Raw genomic sequence first — 14,454 nt, forward strand, 5'->3', positions numbered from 1 at the left:
AATCAAGTCGTCTTAAAACGTAATACAGGTTGCGCCCTGCTCCGCCCCGGAGAGTTTCTCACGCAGCGCGCCAAACATTTCGCGTCCCGTTCCCACGCGCGATGCGCTCAGGTCTGGAATATGCGGCTGACGGGCCGCCAGCTCGGCTTCGTCCACCAGCAGGGTTAACTCACCTGTCTGGCCATTGACGCGGATGATGTCGCCGTCACGCACCTTAGCCAGCAAACCACCATCATACGCTTCAGGCGTTACGTGGATGGCTGAAGGCACTTTACCTGAGGCACCCGAGAGGCGTCCATCGGTGACCAGTGCAATTTTGAAACGGCGGTCCAATAATACACCAAGTGGTGGCATAAGTTTATGTAATTCTGGCATCCCGTTCGCTTTGGGTCCCTGATGACGCACCACCACCACGCAATCCTTGTCGAGAAGGCCCGCATCAAAGGCAGGTAAAACATCATGCTGGCTCTCAAAGACCACTGCCGGGGCTTCAATCACCTGGTTCTCTTCCGGCACGGCAGAGGTTTTCATCACCGCGCGTCCCAGGTTGCCGCTCAGCACTTTCGTGCCGCCGTGGCGTGAGAACGGCTGTTCGAAGGTAGCAATGACCTGTGGATCAAGAGAGGCGCTCGCCCCATCACGCCAGTCCAGCTCACCGTTGTTCAGCCACGGCTCAAGGGTATAGCGATGCAGACCATAACCCGCCACCGTGTTCACGTCTTCGTGCAACAGACCGCCCTTGAGCAGCTCACGCATCAACACCGGTACGCCACCGGCGGCCTGGAAGTGGTTAATGTCTGCCGGACCGTTCGGATACAGGCGCGCCATCAGCGGCACCACGGAAGAGATGTCGGAGAAATCATCCCAGTTGATCAGGATGCCAGCCGCACGTGCCATTGCAACAAGGTGCATGGTGTGGTTGGTTGAGCCCCCCGTTGCCAGCAGGGCCACGATGCCGTTGACGATCACTTTCTCGTCGACCATTTTACCCAGCGGCATCCACTCGTTGCCGTTCCCGGTCAGACGCGTCACCTGACGGGCGGCGGCTTCGGTCACAGCCTTGCGCAGCGGCGCATCGGGTTGAATGAAGGAGGAGCCCGGAAGCTGCATCCCCATAAATTCCACCACCATCTGGTTGGTGTTGGCCGTACCGTAGAAGGTACAGGTACCCGGCGCATGGTAAGAGGCGGCTTCCGCTTCCAGCAGCGCCTGGCGGTCTGCTTTACCTTCGGCATACAGCTGGCGGATACGCACTTTTTCTTTGTTTGGCAAACCGCTGGCCATCGGACCTGACGGCACAAAAATGGCCGGAAGATGACCAAACGACAGAGCCGCCATGGCGAGCCCCGGGACAATCTTGTCGCACACGCCGAGGTACAGCGCGCCATCGAACATATTGTGAGAAAGACCGACCGCTGCAGACATGGCAATGACTTCGCGGCTCAGCAGCGACAGCTCCATCCCGTCCTGCCCCTGGGTCACACCGTCACACATGGCCGGCACGCCCCCCGCCACCTGGCCCACCGCATTCACGCTGTGCAGCGCTTTACGGATGATGTCCGGGTACACTTCGTACGGCTGATGCGCGGAGAGCATGTCGTTATAGGAGGTAATGATGGCGATATTGTTACGCAGCATGCTCTTTAATGAGGCTTTGTCTTCAGGCTGACAGGCGGCGAAACCGTGCGCCAGGTTACCGCAGGCCAGCTGCGAGCGGTGTACGGTATTGGTCTTAGCCTGTTCAATGCGGGCGAGGTAGGCCGAACGGGTCTCTTTCGAGCGCTCGATAATGCGTTGTGTTACGCGTAACAATGTCGGATTCATAAAAGCTCCTCTAATATATCTGTCCGGGCTCGGGAGTTTACAAAGTCGCTGGCAGTTGTTAACAACGCTGAAACGCTTGCTGTCCGGAGCTCAGGGGCAAAATCGCTTCCGGCAGTGTAATAAAAAAAGCCCCGCGGGTGAATCCACGCGGAGCTTAAAAGTATAAAAATTGTGCCACTAGCTGTGTTAGATCATGTTACCGGTAAAATAACACCTTCGGGCTAGAGGATTATCTTACTCAAACTCGTTCCAGGAGCGGCCATCACGGGTGATCATCGCCACGGAGGCGACAGGTCCCCATGTGCCCGCCTGATACGGTTTTGGCGGATCCTGATCGGCAGCCCAGGCTTCGGTGATGGAGTCGACCCATTTCCACGCCTCTTCCACTTCGTCACGACGCACAAACAACGCCTGGATACCGCGCATGGTTTCCAGCAGCAGGCGCTCGTAAGCATCCGCCAGGTGCGTTTGATTGAAGGTCTCGGAGTAGCTCAGATCCAGTTTGGTGGTCTGCAGGTTATGTTTGTGATCCAGCCCCGGCACTTTGTTCAGGATCTGGATATCCACACCTTCATCCGGCTGCAGACGGATAGTCAGTTTGTTCTGCGGCAGCTCCTGCCACGACTCTTTGAACAGGTTCAGCTCAGGGTTTTTGAAGTAAACGACAACTTCAGAGCATTTGGCTGGCAGACGTTTACCGGTACGCAGGTAGAACGGCACCCCCGCCCAACGCCAGTCATCGATATCCACGCGGATCGCCACGAACGTCTCAGTGTTGCTGGACTTGTTCGCGCCCTCTTCTTCCAGATAACCAGGGACTTTTTTGCCCTGCGCAAAGCCGGATGTGTACTGACCACGCACCGTCTTCTCGCGCACGTTAGAACGGTCGATACGACGCAGTGACTTCAGCACTTTCACCTTCGCGTCGCGGATGCTGTCAGCGGTCAGGTCTGATGGCGGAGACATGGCAATCATGCAGAGTACCTGCAGCAGGTGGTTCTGGATCATGTCACGCATCTGACCGGCCTGGTCAAAGTAACCCCAGCGGCCTTCGATACCCACCTCTTCGGCCACGGTGATTTCCACGTGGTCGATGGTACGGTTGTCCCAGTTGTTCACAAACAGGGAGTTGGCAAAACGCAGCGCCAGCAGGTTCAGTACCGTCTCTTTGCCCAGATAGTGGTCGATGCGGTAGACCTGGCACTCTTCGAAGTATTCGCCCACCTGGTCGTTGATTTCGCGGGAGGTTGACAGCGAGGTACCCAGCGGTTTTTCCATTACCACACGCGCAGGTTTGGCGTTCAGATTCGCTTCGCCCAGACCTTTACAGATGGCACCGAAGGTGCTTGGAGGCATGGCGAAATAGTTAATGGTGACCCGGTTTTTCTGATCCAGCATCTCACCCAGACGGGTAAACGCGCTCACGTCGTTCACATCCAGATTGCAGAAATCGAGACGTCCGCTCAGGGTATCCCACAAACTTTCATCAATTTTCTCTTTCATGAAAGTTTCGAGCGCTTCACGCACGACTTTGGTGTATGCGTCCTTGTCCCAGTCGGCGCGCCCTACACCCAGGATACGGGTATCCGGATGAAGTTGGCCCGCTTTCTCCAGTTGATACAGGGAAGGCAGCAATTTTCGGCGTGCAAGATCGCCTTTCGCGCCGAAAATGACCAGGTCACATGCCTGGGCTGTTTGCGTTACCGCCATGTCATTCTCCTCAGTTGGATCACCTGGTGCTTCTGCCAGGTATCGTTGTAATTTTATTACAATGCACTGTACTGCTTTTACGTCATTCCCGAAACCATTAGCGCTTAACGTCGCGTGCGATACGGCGATTTTTCACCCCTTAAGAGGATTACGCTGGCCTGATGACGCAACAAGCGTCGATTCTTTGCGCAACACGGTCACAGTAAAACCCGACACCGATCAAGTAATGAAAAAAAACAACAACATTATCTTGTCGACTGTTACCCTTTATGGAAGCCACGAGGGTAATATCGGCTAAATCGAATCTCAATTTCATCTATGGATGAAATCGTTTACACCCATGAGCGTCCTGTTAACATGAACATGCTGGAAAAAATCCAGTTTCAACTGGAACACCTTAGCAAATCCGAGCGAAAAGTGGCTGAAGTTATTCTCGCCTCGCCTGCTCAGGCGATTCATTCAAGCATCGCCGCTCTGGCACAGGATGCAGGCGTCAGCGAGCCGACGGTGAATCGGTTCTGCCGGAGCCTGGAAACGCGTGGCTTTCCTGATTTTAAACTGCATCTGGCACAAAGTCTGGCAAATGGTACGCCCTATGTTAATCGCAATGTGGATGAAGACGACAGCGTAGATGCATACACGGCGAAAATATTTGAATCGGCCATGGCCACGCTTGACCACGTGCGTCAGTCGCTGGATATGAGTTCCGTTAACCGGGCGGTCGATTTGCTGACCCAGGCCAAGCGAATTGCGTTCTTCGGACTCGGTTCGTCGGCGGCCGTGGCGCATGATGCCATGAATAAATTCTTCCGCTTTAACGTCCCGGTCATTTATTCCGATGACATCGTGTTGCAACGCATGAGCTGTATGAATTGTAGCGAGGATGACGTGGTGGTCCTGATTTCCCATACCGGGCGCACCAAAAGTCAGGTTGAGCTGGCGCAGCTGGCGCGTGAAAACGATGCCATGGTTATCGCCCTCACGACGGCAGGCACGCCGCTGGCAAGAGAAGCCACGCTCGCCATCACTCTGGACGTTCCGGAAGATACGGATATCTATATGCCAATGGTCTCCCGTCTGGCGCAGCTGACGGTGATTGACGTCCTGGCAACCGGTTTTACCTTACGCCGCGGCGCTAAATTCAGAGATAACTTGAAGCGTGTCAAGGAAGCGCTCAAGGAATCGCGTTTTGATAAAGAATTGCTTATAAAGAGCGATGTTCCCTGATAGTAGATAACTAAGACGTAACGAATAATTACGATGTAACGATTTACGGCATTCGGTCCCCTCGCGGTTGCTTTGCAGCAGATGAAGGCCGATTCAATCTTCACGCAACACCAAAGTTGTTTCAGTCAACGGAGTATTACATGTCCAGAAGGCTTCGCAGAACCAAGATCGTCACCACCTTAGGCCCGGCCACCGATCGCGATAATAACCTCGAAAAGATTATCGCCGCGGGTGCCAACGTGGTGCGTATGAACTTCTCTCACGGTACGCCAGAAGACCATAAATTACGTGCCGACAAAGTGCGTGAGATCGCGGCTAAACTGGGCCGCCATGTTGCTATCCTCGGTGACCTGCAGGGTCCAAAAATTCGTGTCTCGACCTTCAAAGAAGGCAAAGTTTTCCTCAATATCGGCGATAAATTCCTGCTTGATGCCAACCTGGGTAAAGGTGAAGGCGATAAAGAGAAAGTGGGTATCGACTATAAAGGTCTGCCGGCTGACGTTGTGCCTGGCGATATCCTGCTGCTCGACGACGGTCGTGTTCAGCTGAAAGTGCTGGAAGTTCAGGGGATGAAGGTGTTCACCGAAGTCACCGTCGGCGGCCCACTCTCTAACAACAAAGGCATTAACAAACTCGGCGGTGGCCTGTCTGCCGAAGCGCTGACCGATAAAGACAAAGCGGATATCGTTACCGCGGCGCTGATCGGCGTGGACTATCTGGCCGTCTCCTTCCCGCGCTGCGGCGAAGACCTGAACTATGCCCGTCGTCTGGCGCGTGATGCAGGCTGCGACGCGAAAATCGTAGCAAAAGTTGAACGTGCGGAAGCCGTTTGCGATCAGGATGCCATGGACGACGTGATTCTGGCGTCTGACGTGGTGATGGTTGCCCGTGGCGATCTGGGTGTGGAAATTGGCGACCCGGAACTGGTCGGCATCCAGAAAGCGCTGATCCGTCGCGCGCGTCAGTTGAACCGCGCGGTGATCACCGCAACCCAGATGATGGAATCCATGATTACCAACCCAATGCCGACCCGTGCAGAGGTGATGGACGTGGCTAACGCCGTGCTGGACGGTACCGATGCGGTCATGCTTTCCGCTGAAACCGCAGCCGGTCAGTACCCGGCAGAAACCGTTGCCGCGATGGCGCGCGTCTGTCTGGGCGCAGAGAAGATCCCAAGCATTAACGTCTCTAAACACCGTCTGGACGTGCAGTTCGACAATGTGGAAGAAGCGATTGCGATGTCCGCCATGTATGCGGCTAACCATCTGAAGGGCGTCACGGCGATCATCACCATGACCGAATCGGGCCGTACCGCGCTAATGACGTCCCGTATCAGCTCCGGTCTGCCGATCTTCGCGATGTCCCGCCACGAGCGCACGCTGAACCTGACGGCGCTGTACCGCGGCGTAACCCCGGTTTACTTTGACAGCACCAATGACGGTGTGGCAGCGGCGCACGATGCCGTTAATCTGCTGCGCGACAAAGGCTACCTGGTATCCGGTGATATTGTCATCGTGACCCAGGGTGATGTCATGAGCACCATCGGCTCAACCAACACCACTCGCGTATTAACCGTCGAATAATAAAAAGATGTTCCCCTCTCCCCCATGGGGAGAGGGTCAGCGTGAGGGGTTTTATTTCTTTGGGTAAAGTTCTTTGCGCTGATACGGCTCTTTCTCGCCAGGCTTACGCGTTTTGAGCAACTTCAGGATCCACGTGTATTGCTCAAGATGCGGCCCCACCAGCACCTCCACCTCTTCGTTCATGCGACGCGCGATGGTGTTATCGTCCGCGGTCAGTAAGTCGTCCATCGGCGGGCGAACCTCAATGCTCAGACGGTGCGTGTTGCCATCGTAGACCGGGAACAGCGGAATAACCCGGGCGCGGCAGACTTTCATCAGACGGCCAATCGCCGGAAGTGTCGCCTTGTAGGTGGCAAAGAAATCGACAAACTCGCTGTGCTCAGGACCGTGATCCTGATCCGGCAGATAGTAACCCCAGTACCCCTGTCGCACGGACTGAATAAACGGCTTGATACCATCGTTACGGGCGTGCAGGCGTCCACCAAAACGACGACGCACGGTGTTCCAGACGAAATCAAAGACTTTATTACCCTGGTTATGGAACATGGCCGCCATCTTCTGGCCCTGAGATGCCATCAACATGGCCGGGATATCCACTCCCCAGCCGTGCGGAACGAGAAAAATCACTTTTTCATCGTTGCGGCGCATCTCGTCAATGATCTCCAGCCCTTTCCAGTCAACACGCTTAAGGACCTTTTCTGGCCCTTTTAGCGCCAGCTCTGCCATCATCGCCATGGCCTGTGGCGCGGTGGTATACATGTCATCAATAATCGCTTCGCGCTCGGCATCGCTCTTTTCCGGGAAGCAGTAGAAGAGATTGATTTGCGCGCGACGGCGGGCACTTTTGCCCATTCGTCCTGCGAGACGGCCAATTTTACCCAGAACGGGATCGCGCACAGAGGCAGGTAACATGGCAATGCCAGCAAACGCGTAAACGCCAAGCCAGGCGCCCCAGTTACGCGGGTGGCGAAAGGATTTTTCAAACTCAGGAATGAACTCAATATTGTTTTTTTTGGTTTCCATGCTGGTTCCAGGGTCTGGTGACGCAAAATATAATGACGATAGTGTAGCGAGGCAGCGCCCCACGCACAAAAGAAAAAGCCGGCGCTTACTGACGCCGGCTTTAGACAAAACGGAAGGGTTTAGTCGAAACGCAGTTGCGGCACAACCTCTTTCACCTGCGCCAGGTAATCTTTACGATCTTTACCCGTCAGCCCTTCGGTGCGCGGCAGTTTCGCCGTCAGCGGGTTTACCGCCTGCTGGTTGATCCACACTTCATAATGCAGGTGCGGCCCCGTAGAACGCCCGGTATTGCCTGAGAGGGCGATACGGTCGCCACGTTTCACTTTCTGGCCTGGTTTCACCAGCAGCTTACGCAGGTGCATATAACGGGTGGTATAAGTGCGACCATGACGGACCGCAACATAGTACCCGGCAGCCCCGCTGCGTTTGGCGACAACCACTTCACCATCTCCCACCGCCAGCACCGGTGTGCCCTGTGGCATGGCGAAGTCTACGCCACGGTGCGGCGCCACACGCCCGGTGACCGGGTTCAGACGACGCGGGTTGAAGTTGGATGAGATGCGGAATTGTTTCGCCGTTGGGAAGCGCAGGAAGCCTTTCGCAAGCCCGGTACCGCTGCGGTCATAGAATTTGCCGTCTTCAGCGCGAATGGCGTAGTAATCTTTGCCATCAGAGCGCAAACGTACCCCCACCAGTTGGCTCTGCTCACGCTTGCCGTCCAGCATTTCGCGGGACATCAGTACGGAGAACTCATCACCTTTTTTCAGCTTACGGAAATCCATCTGCCACTGCATGGCTTTGATAACCGAGCTGATTTCAGCGCTGGTCAGGCCCGCATCGCGCGCGCTGGAGACAAAGCTTGCGCCTACGGTCCCTTTCATCACGCTGTTAACCCAGTCGCCCTTCTGCAACTCGCTGGTCATCTTGAAACCGTTTGCAGTGCGGTCGTAGGTGCGCGTTTCGCGACGGGACATTTCCCAGGTCAGGCGCTGCAGATCGCCCTCTGGCGTTAACGTCCACGAGAGCTGCTGGCCAATTTTCAGGTTACGCAGGTCTTTATCTGCGGCAGCCAGCTGGCTGATATTCCCCATGTCAATGCCGTACTGGTTCAGTACGCTGCTCAGCGTATCGCCAGTGGAGACCACATATTCATGGATCCCGGCTTCATTCTCGGTTTTATCGTCCAGCTCATCCTGCGGAATGGCTTCATCTTCCTGAGCCGCCTGGTCGATAGGCTCACTGGCCTCCGGCAGCAGAGAACGGATTTCGTTCTTCTCAAGCTCGATGGTTTTGATGATAGGGGCAGAACTCGGGTGGTAAACATAGGGCCGCCAGACGGCGACCGCTAAGGTGAGAACTGTAAGCGACCCCAGCATAACGCGATGGGGTCGGGGCAGATTGTTAAATGCCAGGGCGACAGAGCGGGCTATCTGTTGCACGTATTCACTTCCTCGTTAATCTCCTTTCAGGCAGCTCGCATACTGGTTCGCCAGTTGAGTGAGGAACTGCGAATAGCTCGCTTTACTCAACTGGATGTTCGTTCCTAGCGGGTCAAGGGTTCCCATGCGCACGGATGTTCCCCTGGCCACGGCTTCTACGACCGCTGGCCTGAACTGTGGCTCAGCAAAAACGCAGGACGCTTTTTGCTCAACCAACTGTGTTCTGATCTCATGTAAACGCTGCGCACCAGGCTGAATTTCAGGGTTGACGGTAAAATGCCCACGCGGGGTCAGGCCGTAGTGTTTTTCGTAATAGCCATAGGCGTCATGAAAAACGAAATACCCTTTTCCTTTCAGCGGTGCCAGCTCGTTATCCACCTGCTTATCGGTTGCGGCTAATTGTGCCTCAAAATCCTTCAGGTTGGCGTCTAGTTTGGCTCGACTTTGCGGCATAAGTTCCACTAATTTGTCATGGATTGCAACCGCCGAAAGCCGCGCTATCTCTGGGGAGAGCCAAAGATGCATATTGTACTCGCCGTGATGGTGATCCCCGTCACCTTTTTCATCATGAGCATGATGACCTTCGTGTTCGTCACCGTCGTCGTCACTCCCCTTCATCAGCAACGGTTTCACGCCAGAAAGTTCGGCAATGGTGACCTTTTTCGTGTCCGCGATCTGGTTCGCAGACTTCTGCATGAAGGCTTCCATCTCCGGCCCAATCCAGACAACTAAGTCCGCGTTTTGTAAGCGTTTTACATCAGATGGACGCAGGGAATAATCATGCTCAGAGGCACCATCGGGCAGCAGAACCTGGGTTTCCGTCACCCCATCTGCAATGGCCGATGCAATGAATCCCAGCGGTTTGAGCGAAGCGACAACGGCAGCGTTAACATCTTGTGCTGTTGTGCCCCAAAGGGCAGCGGATAATGCTGCGAAAAGAAGCGTATTTTTATGTAACATAATGCGACTAATCATCGTAATGAATGCGTGGAATGTGATATTATAACATTCGTTGACTTCTGCAAGCTTAAATTGACATGACAACTTTGGTTTCTCTTGAAAATGTTTCGGTCTCTTTCGGTCAGCGCCGCGTCCTTTCTGACGTGTCGCTGGATCTGAAGCCCGGTAAAATTCTGACGCTGCTCGGTCCGAACGGCGCGGGTAAATCCACCCTTGTGCGCGTGGTGCTGGGTCTGGTAGCCCCTGATGAAGGTGTCATCAAGCGTGAAGAAAAATTGCGTATCGGCTACGTGCCGCAAAAATTACATCTTGATGCCACGCTGCCGCTGACCGTCAGCCGCTTCCTGCGCCTGCGCCCGGGCACGCGTAAAGCCGATATTCTTCCGGCGCTGAAACGTGTCCAGGCGGGCCACCTGGTTGACGCGCCACTGCAAAAACTGTCCGGCGGGGAAACCCAGCGCGTGTTACTTGCCCGGGCGCTGCTCAGCAGCCCCCAGCTGCTGGTACTGGATGAGCCAACGCAGGGTGTGGACGTCAATGGTCAGGTCGCGCTTTACGATTTAATTGACCAGCTGCGCCACGAACTGAACTGCGCGGTGCTGATGGTCTCCCACGACCTGCATCTGGTGATGGCGAAAACCGACGAAGTGCTCTGTCTGAACCATCATATCTGCTGTTCCGGCACGCCTGAAGTGGTGTCAATGCACCCCGAATTTATCTCTATGTTTGGCCCTCGCGGGGCTGAACAACTGGGTATTTATCGCCATCATCATAACCACCGCCATGATTTACAGGGACGAATTGTCCTGCGCCGGGGAAATGGACACTCATGATTGAACTGTTACTGCCCGGCTGGCTGGCCGGGATTATGCTCGCCTGCGCCGCGGGTCCGCTTGGCTCGTTTGTGGTCTGGCGCAGAATGTCCTATTTCGGCGATACCCTGGCCCATGCTTCACTGCTGGGCGTGGCCTTTGGTTTACTGCTGGACGTCAACCCGTTCTATGCGGTGATTGTCGTTACGCTGCTCCTCGCCGCCGGTCTGGTCTGGCTGGAAAAACGCCCTCACCTCGCCATTGATACCCTGCTCGGCATTATGGCGCACAGCGCCCTGTCCCTGGGTCTGGTGGTAGTGAGCCTGATGTCCAATATCCGCGTTGACCTGATGGCCTATCTGTTTGGCGACCTGCTCGCCGTGACGCCTGAAGATCTCATTGCTATTGCCATTGGCGTGGTGGTGGTGCTGGGTATTCTGCTGTGGCAGTGGCGTAATTTGCTGGCGATGACCGTCAGCCCGGATCTGGCATTTGTAGACGGCGTGAAGTTGCAGCGGGTGAAGCTGCTGCTGATGCTGGTGACGGCGTTAACCATCGGCGTGGCGATGAAGTTCGTCGGTGCGCTGATTATTACGTCGCTACTGATTATTCCTGCGGCCACCGCGCGTCGTTTTGCCCGTACGCCGGAGCAGATGGCAGGCGTGGCGGTGATTATCGGGATGATTGCGGTAACGGGCGGGTTAACCTTCTCGGCGTTCTATGACACGCCTGCGGGGCCGTCAGTGGTGCTGTGTGCGGCGGTACTGTTTATTTTAAGTATGATGAAGAAGACCGCTAGTTGATATCGAGGGCGCTGATGCCCTCATCCTAACCCTCTCCCGGTGGGAGAGGGAATTAAGCATTACGGCATTGCCGGTGGCGTGATACCAAAATGATTCCACGCCCGCACCGTGGCCATACGCCCACGCGGGGTACGTTGCAGGAAGCCCTGCTGAATCAGATACGGTTCGAGTACATCTTCAATTGTCTCGCGCTCTTCCCCGATTGCCGCCGCCAGGTTATCCAGCCCGACCGGCCCGCCAAAGAATTTGTCCAGTACCGCCAGCAGCAGCTTGCGGTCCATGTAGTCAAAACCCTCAGCATCGACATTCAGCATATCCAGCGCCTGAGCAGCAATTTCGGCAGAAATAGAACCATCGTGCTTCACTTCTGCAAAGTCACGGACGCGGCGCAGCAGGCGGTTAGCGATACGCGGTGTTCCGCGCGAACGCTTCGCCACTTCAAATGCCCCCTCTTCGCTCATATCCAGCCCCATATAGCGGGCACTGCGACCCACGATATGCTGGAGGTCGGCGACCTGATAGAACTCGAGGCGCTGCACAATACCAAAGCGGTCGCGCAGTGGAGAGGTTAAAGACCCGGCACGGGTGGTGGCGCCAATCAGGGTAAACGGCGGCAGATCGATTTTGATCGAACGCGCGGCAGGGCCTTCGCCTATCATGATATCCAGCTGGTAGTCTTCCATTGCCGGATAGAGAACCTCTTCCACCACCGGCGACAGGCGGTGGATCTCATCGATAAACAGCACGTCGTGCGGTTCAAGATTGGTCAGCATCGCCGCCAGATCGCCTGCTTTTTCCAGCACCGGGCCAGACGTGGTACGCAGGTTCACGCCCATTTCATTGGCAACGATATTCGCCAGGGTGGTTTTCCCCAAACCCGGAGGACCGAAAATCAGCAGGTGATCGAGCGCATCGCCGCGCAGCTTTGCCGCCTGGATGAAGATCTCCATCTGGGAACGCACCTGCGGCTGGCCAATATACTCATCAAGCAACTTCGGACGGATCGCACGATCCACCACGTCGTCTGCCTGAATAGTGCCTGCCGATACCAGGCGATCTGCTTCAATCATCCTTTACCTCACAATGCAGCGCGCAGCGCTTCACGAATCAGAGTTTCACTGCTGGCATCCGGTTTGGCAATTTTGCTCACCATTCGGCTGGCCTCCTGAGGTTTATAGCCCAGCGCCACCAGCGCGGCAACCGCTTCCTGCTCGGCATCATCATCCGACACAGGCGCACCCGGCGAAGTCAGCACCAGATCGGCAGCAGGGGTAAAGAGATCGCCATGCAGACCTTTAAAGCGGTCTTTCATCTCAACAATCAGGCGCTCTGCCGTTTTCTTACCAATGCCCGGAAGCTTAATCAGCGCGGCAGGATCTTCGCGCTCAACGGCATTGACGAACTGCTGGGCGGACATACCGGAGAGAATGGCCAGCGCCAGCTTCGGCCCGACGCCGTTGGTTTTAATCAGCTCGCGGAACAGGGTGCGTTCCTGTTTGTTGTTGAAGCCATAGAGCAGTTGAGCATCTTCACGCACCACAAACTGGGTAAAGACAATCGCCTCTTTGCCCGCGTCCGGCAGCTCGTAGAAGCAGGTCATTGGCATATGGACTTCATAGCCCACGCCGCCCACTTCCAGCAGCACTAACGGGGGTTGTTTTTCAATGATGATGCCTCTGAGTCTGCCTATCACGTGACGCTCCTGCGTTCTGGAAAATTATTGATTTGCGACATAATAAAAAAAGGCTGGATAAACATCCAGCCTGATTTCTCATTATCGTAACCTGCCTCGCGCCAGATTGAGCCGCGACTCGCTCATTTGCATCGCGTTCTGGCTGACATGACAGTGGGTGATCGCAATTGCCAGCGCATCGGCGGCATCGGCCTGCGGGTTCGCGGGGAGCTTCAACAGGGTACGCACCATGTGCTGCACCTGGCTTTTCTCCGCGCTACCAATTCCGACCACCGTCTGCTTGACCTGTCTTGCCGCGTATTCAAATACCGGAAGATCCTGGTTCACGGCAGCAACAATTGCCACGCCCCGCGCCTGACCGAGCTTTAACGCCGAATCGGCGTTTTTCGCCATGAAGACCTGCTCGATGGCGAAATCGTCAGGCTGAAACTGGGTGATAATCTCCGTCACGCCCGCATAAATGAGCTTCAGTCGCGACGGCAGATCTTCAACTTTGGTGCGAATACAGCCACTGCCAAGGTAGGTTAACTGGCGTCCAACCTGACGGATAACGCCGTAACCGGTGACGCGTGAGCCGGGGTCAATCCCAAGGATAATCGACATCACGCGTCTCCCGTAAACGGTTTAAACGCTCTCATCAGAGAGTCGCTGCAACCTCATCAGAGATCTCACCGTTGTGATACACTTCCTGCACGTCGTCGCAGTCTTCAAGCATGTCGATCAGACGCAGCAGTTTTGGTGCCGTTTCAGCATCCATATCCGCTTTGGTGGACGGGATCATGGAGACTTCAGCGTTGTCGGCTTTCAGGCCCGCCGCTTCCAGCGCATCACGTACTGCGCCCATCTCTTCCCACGCGGTGTAGACATCGATAGCGCCATCGTCGAAGGTCACTACGTCTTCCGCACCCGCTTCCAGCGCCGCTTCCATGATGACATCTTCGTCGCCTTTCTCGAAGGAGATGACGCCTTTTTTGCTGAACAGGTACGCTACAGAACCGTCAGTCCCCAGGTTACCCCCGGTTTTGGTGAACGCATGGCGCACTTCTGCAACGGTACGGTTACGGTTGTCGGACAGACATTCAACCATTACCGCGGTGCCGCCAGGACCGTAACCTTCATAAATGATGGTTTCCATGTTCGTGTCTTCATCACCGCCCACGCCACGAGCGATAGCACGGTTCAGGGTGTCACGCGTCATGTTGTTGGACAGCGCTTTATCTACTGCCGCACGCAGACGTGGGTTAGACGCCGGATCGCCGCCGCCCAGACGCGCCGCTGTCACCAGCTCGCGAATGATTTTGGTAAAGATCTTACCGCGCTTGGCATCCTGTGCCGCTTTGCGGTGTTTGGTGTTGGCCCACTTACTATGACCTGCCATAA

General features: G+C 55.5%; 13 protein-coding genes. 4 read left to right on the plus strand and 9 right to left on the minus strand.

Annotated elements, in window-relative coordinates; genetic code table 11:
* Window positions 1–12: 12 nt before the first annotated feature.
* The gene (gene edd, locus HX884_RS02380; protein WP_178327599.1) at window positions 13–1,824 is read right to left on the minus strand and encodes a phosphogluconate dehydratase; all 1,812 of its coding nucleotides are present in this window, start codon (window positions 1,822–1,824) and stop codon (window positions 13–15) included.
* Window positions 1,825–2,058: 234 nt separating this feature from the next.
* Window positions 2,059–3,534: a glucose-6-phosphate dehydrogenase gene (gene zwf / locus HX884_RS02385; protein WP_014832396.1), complete on the minus strand. Its 1,476-nt coding sequence runs from the start codon at window positions 3,532–3,534 to the stop codon at window positions 2,059–2,061.
* 357 nt (window positions 3,535–3,891) lie between these two features.
* Here zwf and HX884_RS02390 point away from each other — a divergent pair, with 357 nt between their 5' ends.
* Both HX884_RS02390 and pyk read left to right on the plus strand, forming a co-directional pair.
* Window positions 3,892–4,761: a MurR/RpiR family transcriptional regulator gene (locus tag HX884_RS02390; RefSeq protein WP_029882312.1), complete on the plus strand. Its 870-nt coding sequence runs from the start codon at window positions 3,892–3,894 to the stop codon at window positions 4,759–4,761.
* 140 nt (window positions 4,762–4,901) lie between these two features.
* Window positions 4,902–6,344, plus strand: a complete 1,443-nt coding sequence (gene pyk / locus HX884_RS02395) for a pyruvate kinase (RefSeq protein WP_013096092.1) — start codon at window positions 4,902–4,904, stop codon at window positions 6,342–6,344.
* Window positions 6,345–6,395: 51 nt separating this feature from the next.
* Here the strand turns inward: pyk and lpxM are convergent, their stop codons facing one another.
* The 3 genes from lpxM to znuA form a co-directional block, all read right to left on the minus strand.
* The gene (lpxM, locus tag HX884_RS02400; RefSeq protein WP_038419920.1) at window positions 6,396–7,367 is read right to left on the minus strand and encodes a lauroyl-Kdo(2)-lipid IV(A) myristoyltransferase; all 972 of its coding nucleotides are present in this window, start codon (window positions 7,365–7,367) and stop codon (window positions 6,396–6,398) included.
* Between the two features lie 119 nt (window positions 7,368–7,486).
* The gene (gene mepM / locus HX884_RS02405) at window positions 7,487–8,806 is read right to left on the minus strand and encodes a murein DD-endopeptidase MepM (protein ID WP_013096090.1); all 1,320 of its coding nucleotides are present in this window, start codon (window positions 8,804–8,806) and stop codon (window positions 7,487–7,489) included.
* A gap of 15 nt (window positions 8,807–8,821) precedes the next feature.
* Window positions 8,822–9,766, minus strand: coding sequence for a zinc ABC transporter substrate-binding protein ZnuA (znuA, locus tag HX884_RS02410; RefSeq protein WP_178327614.1), 945 nt, complete (start codon window positions 9,764–9,766; stop codon window positions 8,822–8,824).
* A 77-nt stretch (window positions 9,767–9,843) separates the two neighbouring features.
* On the opposite strand from znuA, the gene znuC reads away from it, so the two are divergent.
* Together znuC and znuB are read left to right on the plus strand one after the other, a co-directional pair.
* A complete protein-coding gene (znuC, locus tag HX884_RS02415) occupies window positions 9,844–10,599 on the plus strand; it encodes a zinc ABC transporter ATP-binding protein ZnuC (protein ID WP_014832401.1) in 756 nt (251 codons plus the stop codon).
* Complete coding sequence (gene znuB / locus HX884_RS02420; RefSeq protein WP_130626254.1) at window positions 10,596–11,381, plus strand: zinc ABC transporter permease subunit ZnuB; 786 nt, start codon at window positions 10,596–10,598, stop codon at window positions 11,379–11,381. Before znuC ends, znuB begins: the two co-directional genes overlap by 4 nt.
* A gap of 59 nt (window positions 11,382–11,440) precedes the next feature.
* On the opposite strand, the gene ruvB is transcribed toward znuB, so the two are convergent.
* The 4 genes from ruvB to HX884_RS02440 form a co-directional block, all read right to left on the minus strand.
* The gene (gene ruvB, locus HX884_RS02425) at window positions 11,441–12,451 is read right to left on the minus strand and encodes a Holliday junction branch migration DNA helicase RuvB (RefSeq protein WP_013096086.1); all 1,011 of its coding nucleotides are present in this window, start codon (window positions 12,449–12,451) and stop codon (window positions 11,441–11,443) included.
* Window positions 12,452–12,459: 8 nt separating this feature from the next.
* Entirely contained in the window at window positions 12,460–13,074 is a 615-nt protein-coding gene (gene ruvA, locus HX884_RS02430) for a Holliday junction branch migration protein RuvA (protein ID WP_020687649.1), read from the minus strand.
* Window positions 13,075–13,155: 81 nt separating this feature from the next.
* Complete coding sequence (ruvC, locus tag HX884_RS02435) at window positions 13,156–13,677, minus strand: crossover junction endodeoxyribonuclease RuvC (RefSeq protein WP_178327600.1); 522 nt, start codon at window positions 13,675–13,677, stop codon at window positions 13,156–13,158.
* Window positions 13,678–13,711: 34 nt separating this feature from the next.
* Window positions 13,712–14,452 (minus strand): YebC/PmpR family DNA-binding transcriptional regulator, encoded by a 741-nt coding sequence (locus HX884_RS02440; RefSeq protein ID WP_013096082.1) that lies wholly within the window; start codon window positions 14,450–14,452, stop codon window positions 13,712–13,714.
* Between the last annotated feature and the right edge of the window lie 2 nt (window positions 14,453–14,454).

The organism is Enterobacter sp. SECR19-1250, from assembly GCF_013391025.1.
Lineage (GTDB): Bacteria > Pseudomonadota > Gammaproteobacteria > Enterobacterales > Enterobacteriaceae > Enterobacter > Enterobacter cloacae.